This window comes from Arenibacter sp. F20364 (assembly GCF_023015905.1).
Classification (GTDB): Bacteria; Bacteroidota; Bacteroidia; order Flavobacteriales; family Flavobacteriaceae; genus Arenibacter.
The window spans coordinates 36,402-52,882 of the sequence record NZ_JALKBD010000023.1; the positions used below are offsets into that span (position 1 = coordinate 36,402).

The following is a 16,481-nucleotide window of genomic DNA, read 5'->3' on the forward strand; positions in this document are numbered from 1 at the left end:
TTTTGAGAAGTTGGTTAACTTTTAACTATAGTTTCCTCCAAGTTATATATCGTGTGTATAATTTGCATGAGGGCGGCTACCTTTACGACATCCCTATCTTTAGAGGCCGGAAATTCCCCGACATTTATAAATGCCTCAGCCTGTTCCGTCTCTTTCATAAAGGCGGATTCCTGTTCATTGTAGTAGCCCAATAACATTTCCTTTTCTTCGGGCTTGATAGTCCTACATACTATTGTGCCAAATGCTTTCTCAATTTTTTCGGCAACCGTACTTTCCTCTTGCATTAAATTTTCGGAAAACACTCTTGCCGACTCTAAAATCGTAGGGTCGTTGAGTGTTATCAAAGCTTGTAAAGGGGTCATTGTTGATTGTCTTTGTACTTCGCACTGATCACGTGTAGCAGCATCAAAAGTAAGCTGTACCGGTGGTAAGGTGGTACGCTTTATAAAAATGTATATACCTCTTTTGTAAAGATTACTTCCGTGGTCCTGTACATAATTGGCCAAAACCCCTCTCCCGGAACTGGCAGCTTCCCACAATCCGTCCGGTTGGTAAACTTTAACACTTCGCCCACCTATTTCAGGATTTAGCAACCCACTGGTAGCCAAGGCATGGTCACGTACCATTTCCGCATTAAATCGCAAGCGCGACATTCTTGACAGGTATTTATTCTCTGGGTCAATAGCCAGTTTATCCTTACTTATAACCGATGATTGCTTATATGTGGCAGACATGACAATTTTCTTGATCATGCGTTTCATATCCCAGCCGTTCTCCATAAAATCTGCCGACAACCAATTCAAAAGTTGGACATTGGTTGGCAAATCCCCTTGCATGCCAAAATCGCCAGATGATCTTACGATTCCTGCCCCAAAAATCTCTTGCCACATTCGGTTTACAAATACCCTACTGGTCAAAGGGTTTTTGGCATCGAACAACCACTTTGTCAAACCTAAGCGGTTGCGCTCATAGGCACTGTCATCATAGGCCAAAACCGATGCAGGGGTTTGGGCCGTTACCTCTTCGCCAACATCGTCATAAACACCACGATTTAGTACATGTGTGGTTCTTACATCAGGCCTTTCTTCAATGACCATAACGTCAACATCTTCTTCCTCCTTCTTATTAATGAAAGGAAGTTCTTTCTGGACAACCTCATCGCTAATCGTTATTAAAGGAGCCTCCGCCAATATTTCACCCTTGTTTTGCCTAGGGGGCATTCTATCAAAAAATGCAAATGTGCTGAAATAATCCTTTTGTGAAATAGGATCATATTTATGGTCGTGACATTTGGCACATTCCAAGGTCAATCCCAAAAAGGCCTTTCCAAAGGTATTGGTTCTATCGGTTACATTTTCGACCCTAAATTCTTCTTCGATAATACCAGCTTCCTGGTTAATTTTATGGTTTCTATTGAATCCTGTAGCCAAAATTGTCTCCATATTCTTCTGGGGAACCAGATCGCCTGCCAATTGGTAGGTGACAAATTTCTCATAGCTGTAATTTTCATTAAAGGCGTGAATCACCCAATCCCGCCAAGGCCACATCGTTCTTAACTGATCGTTTTGAAACCCGTGTGAATCGGCGTACCGGGCAACATCCAACCAGTGGCTAGCCATCTTTTCACCATAATGATCGCTGGCCAATAGCTCGTCAACAACCTTTTCATAGGCATCGGCAGCATCATTCTGGATAAATTTTTTCTGCATTTCGGGTGTTGGAGGCAGTCCAGTTATATCCAAGGAAACCCTTTTTAAGAGTCGCTCTTTATCCGCCATGGGATTGGGAGTCAGGCCTACGTCCTGTAATTTTTGCAGCACAAAATAATCGATTTCATTATTAACCCAATCTTCATTTTCCAACTTGGGCAGCTCGGGTTTGTCAACGGCCACAAAGGCCCAATGAGGTTCATAGGCCGCCCCTTGCTCTATCCACTTTTTTAAAATTTGGATTTCATAGGAAGACAATTTTAAATTGGAATCTAAGGGAGGCATGAGCTCGGTACTGTCCATTGCCGTTATTTTTTGATAGAGGACCGACTTTTCCAAATTATTGGGAACAATGGCGAATTCGTTTTTTCTGTCCTTGAGCGCCTTAAAGGCCCCTTCAGGAGTGTCCAACCGCAAATCTTCGGCCCTTTTATTGACATCTGGCCCATGACAGGCAAAACATTTATCGGATAGTATGGGACGGACATCAAAATTATAATCCACTACCTCAGGAATTTTTTTCGATGGAATTGCTGCATATTCACCTTTTTGTTTGCAAGAGGTAAATACGGTACACAGAAGAAAGAGGTATATTACTTTATTTTTCATAAGGACAATGCGCTTAATAATGTAATGGCACAAACAAAACATGCGTAAATATACTTGCTGCGTGCACATTGTATGTAGACTAATTGTGCAAAAAGGTGCATTTTTTGGGTACCGAGCTGCCTATTTCTATTTTTTGGAAAAAAAGGATGGCGGACGCCCAAACTCCTTTCTAAATATACGGCTGAAATAACGATTATCATTGTATCCCACTTTGAAGGCTATTTCTTTAATGCTCAATTGTCCTTCTTTCAACAGCTGCATCGCCTTTGACAATTTATAGGTATTGATATACTCAATAATGGTCTTACCCGTCAGTGCCTGAATTTTTCTATAGAGTTGCGAACGCCCTATGGCCAATTCCTCGCATAAAAGGTCGATTGAAAACTCGGTATTGTCAATTTGCTGGTCAATAACATCATTGATCTTTACTAAATAATTATCTATAGTAGAAGGTGAATCAGAAACCAAAGATCCTTTTAGATATTTTTTAACCAACTGCCTTCTACTCTCCAATCTGTTTTGAATCTTTAGTTTTATTTCGGATAAATTGAAAGGTTTCTGGATATAATCTTCCGCTCCGGTTTCCAACCCCTTCAACACATTTTCCAACCCTGTTTTTGCCGTCAAGAATATCAAAGGTATATGGGAAGTTAGTTCGTTGGTCTTTAACTGGTTGGCTACTTGAATACCATCCAACTTAGACATCATGATGTCACTGATAATTAGATCAGGTATGTTTTCGACTGCCATTTTAAAACCTTGCTCACCGTTTTCCGCTTGTAGTATCTTATAATCATCTTCGAGTTCCGAACACAAATAGCTTCTTATATCCTCATTATCCTCAATGATGAGCACTACCGTTTGTCCATCCTCCTTATTTTTGGTCGACTCCAAGGTTTGGGTTACGTCAATGCCATGGTCCTTATACCCTATCGGAATCCTAACTGTAAAATGAGAGCCTTTATCCTCTTCACTCTTTAGTTGGATATTTCCGCCATGAAGTTTTACCAGCTCTGATATCAACGATAAACCGATTCCTGTGCTATACCCCTTGTTTGGAGTTTCGTCTAACTGATAATACCTTTCGAAAACTTTTTCTTGATATTTTTTGGGAATGCCCATGCCGTTGTCTATCACCTCTATAGTCAATAAACCATTTGAAACCCTAGCCTGTGAATCAACAGCAACACCTGAATAAGCCGCCTTTAACTCTATTTTGCCATTCTTAGGGGTAAATTTAAAGGCATTGGAAATTAAATTGGAAATTATTTTTTCCAAGACATCGGCATCAAAATAAACCCCATAATCCGCATTCGGCTGCTTACAACTGAATTTGATTCCTTTCTCTTTTGACCAATAGGCATACGCGTCGTGAATGTTGTTACATATAGATAAATCATTCTGTAGCTTTACCCTTAACTTTTGATCACTTTCCAGTTTTCTAAAATCCAATATTTGATTTACCAGTTCCAACAAACGATTGCTATTTCTGTGCATCATTCGCAAAATTTTGGTGTCTGGGGCCACACCATACCTAGTATACTTATCCAGAGGAGAGGCTATCAAGGTCAATGGGGTTCTTAATTCATGGGATATATTGGTAAAGAATCGCAATTTCATCTGTGCCAATTCTTCAAATTGATATACCCTTTCCTTTTCCAATGCGAACTTATTCTTTATTCTTTCCCGTTTAATTATTCCCCATAGGACAACCGTCAGAAGAAGGATTAATAAGCTTACAAAAATAAATTGAACCCACAATAGCTCCCAGAACGGAGGTGTAACCACTATATTCAAATGGGTAATTTTGGTGTTCCAAATCCCATCTTCATTACTTGCTTTCAGAAGAAATTTATAATTCCCGGAGGGTAAATTTGTATATGTTGCCTTTGTTCCATTGGCAATGGTCCAAGAGGTATCAAAACCTTCCAATTTATAGGAGTACTGACATCTTTGGGTATTTACATATTGGATGGCCTGAAACTCCAATTCAATTTTTTTATCCGTATACTCCAAATACAGATTATCTTCAACTTCTATACTTCGCTTTATATAGGAACTATTGGGTTGCACAATTTCATTATTTACCCAAAGCTTGGCTATATAAACCGCTGGCACATTTTTATTGGGTTCCACCTTTTTGGGGTCAAAAACCATTAAACCTTTGTTAGTGGCAAAAACTAAATGGCCATTATCCAGCATGGTACTGGATAGGCCAATTTTGTGGGATATTAATCCATCCTGACTATTTAGTATTCTAATCTCATTTTCGGTGTAATTGAATTTTATTAAACCGTTAGGGGTGCCTACCCATAAATTGCCATCCATATCTTGTTGAATGGAGTTTATGATCTTGTCCTTTATAATATCATGGTTAAGCTGCGTGAAAACATTGGTTTCCCGGTTAAAACTACATAAACCAGAATTGGTCCCCACCCAAAGAACATGAACATCATCTTCAAAAATTGCGTTTATAAAATTATTGTTGATCGTCTGCGTATTTCCAATTTCATGGCGGTAATGTGAAAATTCCTGCGTTTCAGGCAGGTATTTTTTAAGGCCGTCTCCATCGGTACCGATCCATAACTGTCCTTCCGAATCCTCAAAAACGATATTACCCCTATGAAAATAGCCTATTCCTTCAGGTTTATTGGGGTCACAATCAAAATAGGTAGTGGTATCGGTTTTGGGATCAAAAACCCTTGCGCCCAATACTTCCCCTGTCCATATATACCCTTCCGAGCTTTCCAGTGCATCAAACAATTCGCCAGGTTTACGGGGATACTTTTGCAATAGCTCACCAGATGGGGTAAACTTATATATATCATCCCTGTCCACAACCCAAACATTTTGGCCATTAAATGAGGTTATATGGGTCCGATTAATAAACCCTTTTAAAGTCCTTAGTAGTTTGTGATTTTTTTTGTCGATTATCTTAATTTCCCCTTCTTCAAAAACCCAATAATTCTCCTCGGTCTTAAAAATTTTCACCTCTGTTCTAGGTTCTAGAAAAGAATCGAATATTACAGGAGATTTTTTTACCAGAAAAAAATTCCCGTTCTGATCCAAAACCCAAGACTCATTTGTCAGCTCGTTATGGAATACCTTTACAAGGTTAAATCCATTATCTACAAATCTATCATTCAAGGAGATATGTTCCTTTAATTCAAAATACGAATCCACCAGGGCAATCTGATCCTTTTCCAGCAACCAACAATGTCCGCCATAATCCTTTTTTATATAATTGGCCCTTTCAAATAAAAAATTTAAGCTGTGAAAGTCATTGGAATTATCCAAAGTATAAAGCTTTGTATTGGATAGGATCAATTCTTCAAAGAACTCTAAATTTGGATAATAATGTGCGGCACCCTCTGAATCTTGGGACAACCTTTTGAACTTTTCCGTCTTGGGGTCAAAAATGTTCAATCCGATCCAAGTCCCTACATAAAGTACGTCTGTTGGCCCTTCCTCGATTGCAAGTACATTGTTGTGACTAATACTTAATGAATCATTTACCTCATGTGCATAATTTTTAAAGGTCCCTTTTTCCCTATCCATTCGGTTCAATCCACCCCCATCCGTACCCACATAAAATTCCTTTCCAGAAGTTTCAAAAATGACCCTAACCTCATTAAAACTTAAACTTTCCGGATCTGTTGCATTATGGACAAATCTTTGAAAGCGGTCATATTCACGGTTGTACTTTAATAAGCCACCTCCATAAGTCCCAACCCACAGTGTACCCTCAGTGTCTTCGTACAAGCAAGAAATATGATTATCGGTGATACTGGTTGCTTCATTTTCATTTTTTATGTAATTCTTAAAGTTCCCCCCATCGTATCTCCACAAACCATTGGTCGTGGCAATCCATACAAAGCCATATCCATCTTCCAAAATATCGGTGGCATTGGTTTCTATTGGTAGTTTAAATCGTGTTATCTCATAGGTCGTTGTTGGTTCTTGAGCAACAGATAAAACTGTTCCGCAGAACCAAAAACAGAAAAAGACCAAATGATAATAAGGTTGTTTTTTAAACATTTTATAAAAATAGAAACAATTCAATACGAATTTTGAATCATTGATGAACTCACTCGAAAAATCGCGTTTTATTACTTTCGGCTATGTTCCTATATATAATCTTATATACTCGGGGAAAATTGCAAAGCGGAAGATAAAAATTATATTAAAATATTGACAGAAAAACTGGGCACTAAAATGGAAGCTGTGTTATTCTTACTTTTCGATTTCAAAAAACAAAAAGGAAGGTCTTTTTTGGGGTAAAGTCTTAGCAGTCTTTATAATTTGCAGGCGGAAATCAATGAAAACCCGGCATTGGTAAATTAAGATCGGCATTTTCCAAGATTAGGATGCAGTAGAGTATTTATTGGCGAATGTCTTCAAAAAAAAATAGAAACAAGAGTATAAACTTATACAGTGTGAAACTGTACCCTATGGTGATAGGTGGTGTGGCGCCCTTGTGGTTAAACTATGGTTTAAATATTGAGAAAAACTATAAATTACTGATTTACTTGATATTATCTAATATCGCCATTGTGGTGACGCTAGGGTGCACCTGTACACCACAGGTAATAAAATCATTAATGCCACGCAAAATATAAATCCATAAAATGATTTAATATATTTATCCTTTTCCTTTTTTAATGGGGAAGGCAACTTCTTGATCATAAAAAAATACCATTCAACGGATATAATCCAATTTTTATCGATTTAGCAAATACTAAAACCAATAATTACTACCTTAGAAGGTTAGAAGTCAATACTTGGTTGTAGTACCCCCCTCTTTACACCCACAAAAATATAATTGGATTTATAAGAATTATAAGATACTAAATGTATTCAGGTACAGTCTAGTATTTAATGATTCTTAAAATAGAAATATAGTTATTGTCTATATATATCCCATTGTAAGCTGTAAGCACACAAAAAACATATTGCTACATTTGAACATAAGTAATAAACGGAATGAAATTCGAAAATAAAGCTGAAATAGGTACTGGAATTTATACGCTGCCAGATTTAGCTCGTATTTTGAATTTGGAGTACCATAAAGTTCAGCGCCTTTTAAACGAATATTGGGATAAAAGATTTGCAGCAGAATTTAGCGAGAAATATTCTTGGACTGTTGGCAAGAGTAAAGCTGTAAGCTTTCACACTCTTGTTGAATTTTATATATTCTACCAACTCAAAGAATCTGGAGTTTCAACGCATGGTATTTTACAAGCACATAAAGAACTTTCTCAAATATATGAAACACCATTTCCGTTTGCTAAATCAGAAATTTTAGACGGAATTAACTGCTTTGGGAAAAAAATCGTTTTTGAGATTAATAACGATGAGATAATTGACCTAGATTCAACCAAACAATTGAATTTAAAGTTTATTAAAAGCTTTATGCACAAATTGGAATTCGATAACAATAGTCTTGCCATGAGATTATATCCTTTAGGTAAAAAAAATTCTGTTATTGTCGACCCTAGACATCAATTCGGACAACCAACTATTCAAGGGACCAATTTGTTTCCTGAAACAATATATAATCTTTACAAAAAGAAAGAATCTAAAAAATTCATAGCATATTCATATGATATTAGCGTAAAGCAAGTAAATGATGCAATAGAATATTGTAAAACTGCTGCTTAATGACAAAAATTTACATTGACGAAAATTTCGCACCTCAATTAGCAAACGGTTTAGATGTATTTCAAAAACATTTAAATCAAAATGAAAAGTATAAAGTAGAAGTTCTTTCAATAAAGCAAGAATTTGGGAAAGGAGCTTTAGACGAAGATTGGATACCAATTGCAGGAAAACAAAAAGCTGTCATTATAACTCAAGATTTAAGAATTCATACCACAAGACATCAAAATGAATTATATAAAAAACACGGTTTAGGAGTTGTGTTTTTCAAACCACCTTCTGATGGATATTCATTTTGGGAAATGGTTGAGCAATTAATTAAACGATGGCCTGAAATAAAAAATAAAACAAAATTAAACCGACCTTTTGCCTTTAGATGCCGAAGTCGAGGAAACCTTGAAAAGTTGAACTGAAGCCCTAAACTTAATAGCGTATCCTATGAAAATCACTTGTCCATCCCGATAATTATTGGCACCTTAAAATTAATATTTTATTTTATCAGTATTGCCGAATTTGGGGTATTGTGGAATTGTTGGCCTTTATGGGCCTATTTATATCTTATTGGGTGTAGATGATATTTTAATATGAATAACAGGATTCTTTGTCGCACTATATAACACCATAGGGTGAAACGTAAAACACCATAGTGATCCCTGTAATGAAACCTTTGGGTGAAGTAAAACACCATAGGGTTCTATATTACTTAGGTCAGGTCATAAATAAAGTCACACACCTTAAGAGGGTTATCTTATGGTGTAGCTGTGGTGCCCCTGTGGTGAATTCCACTGAAGGGCTATGGTTAAACTAGGATTTAAAAATAACACAAAGCCATTTAATACTTACTTACTAGGTGGTTATGTATTTTAAAGATAATCTAAATGAAGGGTGAGGGGGTGGTGCAGGGGTGGTGTTTTTTATTACAAATTTAGTATTGTACACAATATGCTTTTAGGAGACATAATTCTATAGATGTTGCAAATAAAAAAAGGAACAATAGTTTCCCATTGTTCCTTTACCAACTAAACTAACGAACTCAAATTTCTTTAATAACGGCCGAAAATATTAGGTTCATCTTATAAACGCCTTTACCTAACAATGTATGGCACCTGAAACTGGAAGATCCAATGGTCGATTATTACATATCAACTTTAGTTTAAGAGAAAAATTCCATTTTTTATACTTCTATTTAATCCGAATTTTCAGGTCAATACTTTTCTGATTTCTAAAAACAGTCAAATTCAAACTTCCCTTCCAATTGTGTTCCTGAATTATTTGCATTAAATCCAATATTTCATTTATCTCCTTACCTTCACCACCTATAATAACATCTCCTATTTGAAGTTCCGATTGATCCAATTTGCTATCTGATTTAATTGCCGTAATCAAAATTCCAGCTATCTTATTAAGTCCCGAAGCTGACCTTTCTGCCATAGTTTCAATATTTTTGAGATTCCCTCCAAGCCAATCCATAGTCAATGCTTTCGACCTTTCATTGCCAGAAACCAACAATAAATCTGGAATCTCAGGAATCTTTGTTAATGCCCTTAGTGCCGGATTCTTTACACCAAAACTTTCCATTGGAAAATTCTTAAAACCTAATTTTAGAGCAGGGGAATTTTCAGAAACAGTAAAATCCCCAGAACTTGGGTCAATAAAATTGGGGTTCCCGAAAAGACTATGTAAGTCAGTATTATTTTTTTGAGCTTTTAAAAGGGTTTCTTCATCTGGAAATAGATTATAGTCTACCTCTTTGCCCCAGGCCTGAAGTCTAATATCTTTATGGTCCGTCATGACAATATTTTTACGGAATACATCATCACTGTTCTCAAACCATACGTGGGGGTGAAATCCATTATTAATAATGATATTGTTTTCCACAGTTCTGTGAAATCCTTCCCGCAGTTTTAGGCCTCCATTTAAGCATAAATTATTGTAAATTCTATAATTGGTAGAACCGTCATCCAGGTCAATATCCCAGCCATGGTCACACCTAAAGCGGTTATTTCTAATGATAGTGGTATTTATAGCGTCCCATAAAGGCATGTTTGGATTCTTTGCTGCAATTTGGTCCATGGTTTCACGATCTGGATGCCAAAAGCGATCTCTCCCCCATGAATTGAATGAGCCATGATCCCCTGATTCCAATACAGTATTGAATACATCATTATATTCTATAACATGACCTCCCCAGGTACCTTCGCTCACATTTATACCCGCTCTAGGAACTTCATAAATACTATTATTGCTCACGGTAATATCCATGGCCATTGAAATCTCCACCCCGGCGGTCTGCTTTTCCAATCTTCCTATTCTATAAATTAAATTATTGTCTACGATACATGCTTTTGGGTACAAATTGTTAGTTGGTCCTTTTGTGGTGTCCAATTCTTTGAATGGAACAAACTCATCATACTGAAATGAAGGGGAGCGCACTGCACTAGGACTACCTACGAAACTTACAGCGGAAGCGCCACAGTCATGAATATGGTTTCCAGTAATTGTTGCGCTTCTATTATAATTGCTGACAAAAATAACGTTACCGCCCAAATTTGAAAATTCACAATCCTTAATGGTAACGTTTTCTGTTCCATCAATAAATAGCGCACCCCCTCTGTAAATGGTCCAGTCACTTCTAAGTAGGGGTTCATAATTTTCCATGATTGTTCTTTGGGTATGCTCAAATTGAATTCCTTCTATTGACACACCTTTTACTGGTAATTTTTCAGAACCTTTAATTTGAACCAAATGCTTTAAATTCACCGCCTCGAATATGGAATTTTGAATATCAATCCCGGTTTGTGGCCAATAGTATAATTTACTTGAATCCTTATCATAATACCATTCACCTGGGCTGTCTAGCTCTTCAAATACATTTTCCACCATCCTAAGTTTTTCGTGCATTCCAGCTGATGGTCTATTGTTTTGATGTCCTCCTGATAATACTGGTTCTCCTTTTTCGTTAATCCCTGATATGGTGTAATGAAATCCACCCCATTCACCTGCGTGCATGGCATGAACAATAGCTCCAATAGGTTGAGCCCATGATTTAACCCGCTCTAGGGAAATGGCATCAGCAGCATGCCCTTGCCAATGGCCTGCACTTTCGTCATAATTCGGATAGCGCGCCAAATGTTGTCCAATACCGTTTACAAACAACTGGTCAAAGTCAGTATTGTCCGGAATTCGAGAGACCCAAATGTGGTCATTATATTTTTTCCAATCAGGTTGTAGCTGTTTTGAACCCTTTATAGTAACCAAATCGGAACCTTCACCAATTATTCTAAGATTACTAAGTTTAGGCGTAATGATCAAGGTAGAGTCTAAATAATATTTCCCTTCGGATATATTGATGACTATTGGATTGATTTTATCCTTTGAGCGAATTTCATTTACCATTATTAAGGCCTCGTTGATACCTTTGAAAACTACCTCTGTGGATTCCCCATTTCCTTCTCCCACATAAAGATTGATAGTATTTTCCTTAGAGCCACAGCTTATTAATAAAAAAATCAATAAAAGCTTAGGAGACCATTTTTTCCAATAATTGGATTTAGAATACTGTTTCATTGACAATAGTTTTATTTGTTAAAATTCCATGTCGGGTCGCTCTACACTTATTTGGCACCTTCATTGTCTGATTGCTCGTTAGGACTGGGCCCTGGGCTGATTTTTGATTCATTGGTGGACATTGTTTTTTGTATTGTTTTTAAAAGTTCAAGCGATTCAGGCGAAACAGAGCCATCTTCGTACATTTCAAGATTAATGGATAATGGATATCTGTGTTCTTGTGCATGTTTGATTCGCGAAATAAGTATTTCAGCAGAAAAGTGAGGACTCACTATTTTACTGTTCTGATCAATATGACCCCATCTTCTTTCAAGCGGAAAACAAGTATGGGCCATTAATCCTTTTTGAGGACCTTCTTGAAATTTACCATCTTTAAGCCCTTCAAACTGTTTTAATCCCTCCCCTGCAAAATAATCCTGATACTCAGTTAAACTAGGTAACATCCAAGAATTATATGACACAATTCTTTCAATATTACCTCTACGGGCAGCTTGGGTCATTTCCTCGAATGGCGCACTTAATATTCCACCAGATGAGCCATCAAAATGACAATCATAATAACGTTGCGCACCATCAAACCACCAGCCGTGTAGCTTTCTTTTATACCTTTTACCTATCTCAGACAGAATATTTGTTATGTTATAGTATAATTCTGTTTTGTCAGCTTTATATCCACCTGATGCTTCCATCCAATCAGAGTCAACTGAATGGTAACAATCGTAACCATAATGATAATAAAAGATAAGTTTAATCCCTTTTTTATCAAGGACATCTGCCATTTCTCCCAATAGATCACGTTTAGTTGTTCGACCTTTAATTAATTTGTCAAGTGACTTTAAAGGGGCTGAAATATACTGCTGCCCCCATGTTATCGACCAAAGAACATAAGATGCTCCCGTTTGCTCAACCATATTGGCAAAACGTTCAACATCAAAATCATTCACTTTATCCTCCCAGTTTTTTATTGTGTCACCTTTCTCAGGCGTTGCCCTATTTGTCCATTGAAACATTAGGCCATATCCGGCATCGCGAAACCAATCCGGATACTGCCTGCCAACAAAAGTATCTTCGTTTATTTTTTGTCGTATTTTTGGCTGGGTTAGTTCAATACTAGATAGATTAAATGTGTTGCTAGTCCTAACCATCATTTTGATTAAGTTATCCCCCTCGTTCAATCTTACACTCCCTAGACTAAGCCTTGACCATTCCAGTGCCTTGTTCACGACTTCCTCTTTTTGTCCGTTACAACTTAATTCTATACTAGCCTCCTCTGCAAATACTAAAGTAGATACTTCATAAACATCTGTTTTGGGTGATTTTACCTTCCACTCCAAATAATGAAGTTCAGGTGTTATCGACTCCACCCACAAAAACATGTGATTTTTAACTACGGGTTTTAAATTTGGGCTGATGCTGGCATAACGGGCTGTTAGTACATTAATTTGATTGGGATTTATTTCTACTGTGACTATTCCGTCTCCTATTACATGATCTCCTGTTTCAGCATAGGGGTCAATTTTATTTTGGGCATTCGCCAAAGTGCACCCTATTAACAAGATAAACAGTGGACGACATATGAAGATCCTAAAGTTTTCGAACTTTTTCATATAGTAATAACCTCCTATTTTCTCACTATGCTTTTAACCTCTTTCATCACATCTAGAGCTTTTTTACCAACCGTTCCATCCTGATAAATCCCTAAATTTACGGTAACAGCACCTCCGTTATCCATGCAATCTAGTATGTACTTACTCAATTTTTGCGAGCTTAACCTCGGATTAGGCATTTCAGATTTCTGCTGTACCCAATATGGTTCCATTATTAGTAGTGCCTGATAGGGTAGTTCCGGAGCCGGACCGTTTTGCATATAACCATTTACAGGGATATCGATGGGGCTCCCTACCTCTCCTGCCCAATAATCCTGCCAAGGGGTTACGGATGGATAAATCCAAGAGTTCAGACATATAATTCTATTCTGGTTCCCTATTTTGGTGGCTTTATTGAATTTTTCAAATGGAACTTCAGGAAATTTTTCAAAAATTTGATACCAACTATCAAACCAATAACCTGCAATTTGGTTTTTGTAACGACTTCCCATTTCCTTTAATATATCTTGGAAATTGTTTACGAAACTCTGTTGTTCATTATCTGTCAGGGTTTCTTTTTTAACATCAAGGTTGAACCCTAGAGGTCCATTAATATAGCAAATCAATTCAACCCCTTTCTTATTTAAGGCATCTGCTATTTCGGCGATTAAGTCTCTTTGAGTTGTTTGCCCTGGATGTACTTTTTCCCAAGATTTTATGGGGGCAGGACAATAAGACTCGGCATGGCCGATTGTAAAAATAACATAACCGGCTCCAGTATCTTCAACCATATCTGCGAACTTCTTCACATCAAATTCATTAACAGCCTCTTCATAACTTTTAATACTGCCATCGTGTTGAACACTTTCAGACGTCCAGTGAAACATAAGACCATAACCACTTTTAACTAGCCAATCAACGCTTTCCCTTGATTTTAAGGCACGCAAATTTTCTTTCTCAATGCTTTTTTTTGCCGAAATAGGAACAAGCTCAATCGAACGAAAATCAAGTAAGATATGATCACCGGAAATTCCCTTGGCAGAAAATGACACCATTTGTTGCCCTTTGGTTAAAGAAATTTCAGACTCAAGTTCTATTCTCTGAAAGTTTCTTCCGCCAAGGTAAGGTCCTTTGGTCGGTTTCAATTTAAAGTTCATATTCTCCCCTGTGGTCTTAAATAAAATATCAGTATTCTCACCTTCCTTTCGGATATTAGCAATAAGATATAATTCGTAAATCCCATTAGATGGAACATTAATATCCCATGCCAATTCGAAATTTCCTTTACATTCCATGTTATTTCCTCCTACGAGTTTTAACTCACCTTTTACCGTTGACGCCTCTGTACAGTATAAAAAAGTGCTTTTATCCTCTTTCAGCTGTATAGAAGATCTTAGCTCATCTAAGGAGAAATGATTATTTTCTTTGGGCAATCCGGTTGCAACAACTTGCTCTGATCCAAAAGAAAAAATTAAGTATAAAGTCAACAAATTTAGTTTGATAAATATTTTCATGGTTCTTTAAATTTTAAATAATTTTTTAAGTGCTTTTCTGAAATTGGAGTATAAGAGGTGTATTATGATGAAAGGGCATGATTTTTATATCTGCGGGGTTCAAGGTTATTAGAAAGATTTATCCCATCGTATTAGCCTAATAATCGTGATTAAAACCCCAATTACCTTAGCGATGAATTAAACATGATACTATATCATAAAATCTACACATGAGATATTGGTAAGTAATCAATAATATCCTTTTTTAGGACATGCTAAATTTCCAAAAATAAATATTGATGATACTGGTTTTTCCTGATTAAAAGTGGCGATTAAAAAATCGCCACTTTTATTTTATGTTACTATCCAAAATCGAACTGATATAATTTCGTGTTAGATAGTAGCTATCCTAATTTCCACCATAGGACGGATTCTGATCAATATTATTGTTCGAAATCTCAAAATCAGGAATAAGCCATGTGTTATTATAGGGACCAATTGGCACAACCAATTCCGATCCTCTAGCAGCTTGCACCAAATAAAATGATTGAGTCCGTTTTAAATCAAACCAGGCACTACCTTCAAGATGTAGCTCCCATTTCCTCTCCATTAAAACGGCATCACGGAAATCTTCTTGACTAAGTCCGGACAGATCAGGTACATTGAACGGATCAGCATTATCTATTCTCGCACGCTCCCTAACTTTATTGATATAGTCATAAGCAGCAGCTGGGCCATTCATTTCATTTTCTGCTTCAGCTGCTATAAGGTACATTTCAGCTAGGCGAAGTATGGGGATGGTATAATCAAGAGTACTGCTTGTTTCTGCAGGGCTTAATTCATCTTCAAAGAATTGTTCGTCAATAAATTTATTGTAATAAGTGCGGCTGACAATTTCATTTCCCTTCGCATTTGTGTAACCATCTTTAATCCCCCATTCCGCACGCCTATCTCCTACGGCGAAACTATTTGTAAATGCTTCTGTTGGCAACATTATGGCAGTCTGGTTTCCAGTTGGCGCAGTGTTTTGATGTAAAGGATTACCAACATTAGGTGGCGAAACCAAGGCTTCCCATATTGTTTCGGAGGTGTAGCGATTGTTATGAAAAACTTGAGCATAATCCTCTAACAATTGAAATTTATCAGACGTAATTACCTCAACGGCCTTAGTTTTTGCCAATGAATAGTTTGCGGTAATATTAAGTGGATACCCTGCCGTTGTTAAATAAACCTTGGCCAACAACCCTGTAGCTGCTAATTTATAAACACGTCCTTCGTCCACGGCATCATCGGGTAAATTAGATTCGGCAAAAATAAGATCATTAATAATTAAATCATAAATGTCATTTTGAGATGACTTTTCCTTTTGGATCTCATCTAAAGAACGTACAGGCTCTGTTCGTAAAGGAATGTCACCATATAGTTGAACTAACTGGAAATACGCATATGCTCTCAAACATTTTGCTTCGGCTTCAATCCCAGCTTCCACAGCCGCTTCCAATTCAATATTCTCCAATCCTGCCAATATCAAATTGGCATTATTTATAATTGCATATGGATAACTCCAGTTCTGCCTTATTGGCCAGTAATTTGCCGATGGGTTATTTTGCCAGATATCTCCTGTTTGCTCTGCCGATTCCGGAAAATCACTGTAATCAGCAAAAACTTCTTGTAAATTCTTTTGTAAACCTATATTCCTAACATCTACATAAAGCCCCATTAGCGCAGCATTAAAATCAGCTTCTGACTTATAAAAATTAACGGACGATATAAATGTTTTTGGTTCTTCATCCAGAATGTCGGAACATGCTGTAAAGAAAAGAGAAAACACACATAATAATATGATTAAATTTTTCATG

Annotated in this window: 8 protein-coding genes; 2 read left to right on the forward strand and 6 right to left on the reverse strand. The window is 36.9% G+C overall.

Translation table 11 applies throughout. The features are described from left to right. Window positions 1-14 precede the first annotated feature (14 nt). Window positions 15-2,318 (reverse strand): PSD1 and planctomycete cytochrome C domain-containing protein, encoded by a 2,304-nt coding sequence (locus tag MWU84_RS17130; protein ID WP_246904015.1) that lies wholly within the window; start codon window positions 2,316-2,318, stop codon window positions 15-17. Between the two features lie 126 nt (window positions 2,319-2,444). Further along, window positions 2,445-6,356, reverse strand: coding sequence for a two-component regulator propeller domain-containing protein (locus tag MWU84_RS17135; protein ID WP_246904017.1), 3,912 nt, complete (start codon window positions 6,354-6,356; stop codon window positions 2,445-2,447). 945 nt (window positions 6,357-7,301) lie between these two features. Between MWU84_RS17135 and MWU84_RS17140 the strand changes: the two genes are divergently transcribed. Next, entirely contained in the window at window positions 7,302-7,979 is a 678-nt protein-coding gene (locus MWU84_RS17140; RefSeq protein WP_246904030.1) for a DUF433 domain-containing protein, read from the forward strand. Continuing rightward, entirely contained in the window at window positions 7,979-8,389 is a 411-nt protein-coding gene (locus MWU84_RS17145; RefSeq protein ID WP_246904032.1) for a hypothetical protein, read from the forward strand. Before MWU84_RS17140 ends, MWU84_RS17145 begins: the two co-directional genes overlap by 1 nt. Before the next feature lie 769 nt (window positions 8,390-9,158). Here the strand turns inward: MWU84_RS17145 and MWU84_RS17150 are convergent. The 4 genes from MWU84_RS17150 to MWU84_RS17165 all read right to left on the reverse strand — a co-directional run bounded on the left by MWU84_RS17150 (window position 9,159) and on the right by MWU84_RS17165 (window position 16,480). Beyond that, window positions 9,159-11,543, reverse strand: a complete 2,385-nt coding sequence (locus tag MWU84_RS17150; protein WP_246904034.1) for a PDZ domain-containing protein — start codon at window positions 11,541-11,543, stop codon at window positions 9,159-9,161. 47 nt (window positions 11,544-11,590) lie between these two features. Next, on the reverse strand, window positions 11,591-13,081 hold the full coding sequence (locus tag MWU84_RS17155) for an alpha-L-fucosidase (protein WP_246904036.1): 1,491 nt from the start codon (window positions 13,079-13,081) through the stop codon (window positions 11,591-11,593). Between the two features lie 83 nt (window positions 13,082-13,164). Next, window positions 13,165-14,643, reverse strand: coding sequence for an alpha-L-fucosidase (locus MWU84_RS17160; RefSeq protein ID WP_246904043.1), 1,479 nt, complete (start codon window positions 14,641-14,643; stop codon window positions 13,165-13,167). A gap of 388 nt (window positions 14,644-15,031) precedes the next feature. Continuing rightward, entirely contained in the window at window positions 15,032-16,480 is a 1,449-nt protein-coding gene (locus MWU84_RS17165) for a RagB/SusD family nutrient uptake outer membrane protein (protein WP_246904045.1), read from the reverse strand. Between the last annotated feature and the right edge of the window lies 1 nt (window position 16,481).

Excerpts from the sequence above, each read along its gene's own strand:
- MWU84_RS17165 (WP_246904045.1), bottom strand. The coding sequence starts at position 16,480 with ATGAAAAATTTAATCATATTATTATGTGTGTTTTCTCTTTTCTTTACA.
- MWU84_RS17135 (WP_246904017.1), bottom strand. The coding sequence starts at position 6,356 with ATGTTTAAAAAACAACCTTATTATCATTTGGTCTTTTTCTGTTTTTGG.
- MWU84_RS17140 (WP_246904030.1), top strand. The coding sequence starts at position 7,302 with ATGAAATTCGAAAATAAAGCTGAAATAGGTACTGGAATTTATACGCTG.
- MWU84_RS17160 (WP_246904043.1), bottom strand. The coding sequence starts at position 14,643 with ATGAAAATATTTATCAAACTAAATTTGTTGACTTTATACTTAATTTTT.
- MWU84_RS17150 (WP_246904034.1), bottom strand. The coding sequence starts at position 11,543 with ATGAAACAGTATTCTAAATCCAATTATTGGAAAAAATGGTCTCCTAAG.
- MWU84_RS17130 (WP_246904015.1), bottom strand. The coding sequence starts at position 2,318 with ATGAAAAATAAAGTAATATACCTCTTTCTTCTGTGTACCGTATTTACC.
- MWU84_RS17145 (WP_246904032.1), top strand. The coding sequence starts at position 7,979 with ATGACAAAAATTTACATTGACGAAAATTTCGCACCTCAATTAGCAAAC.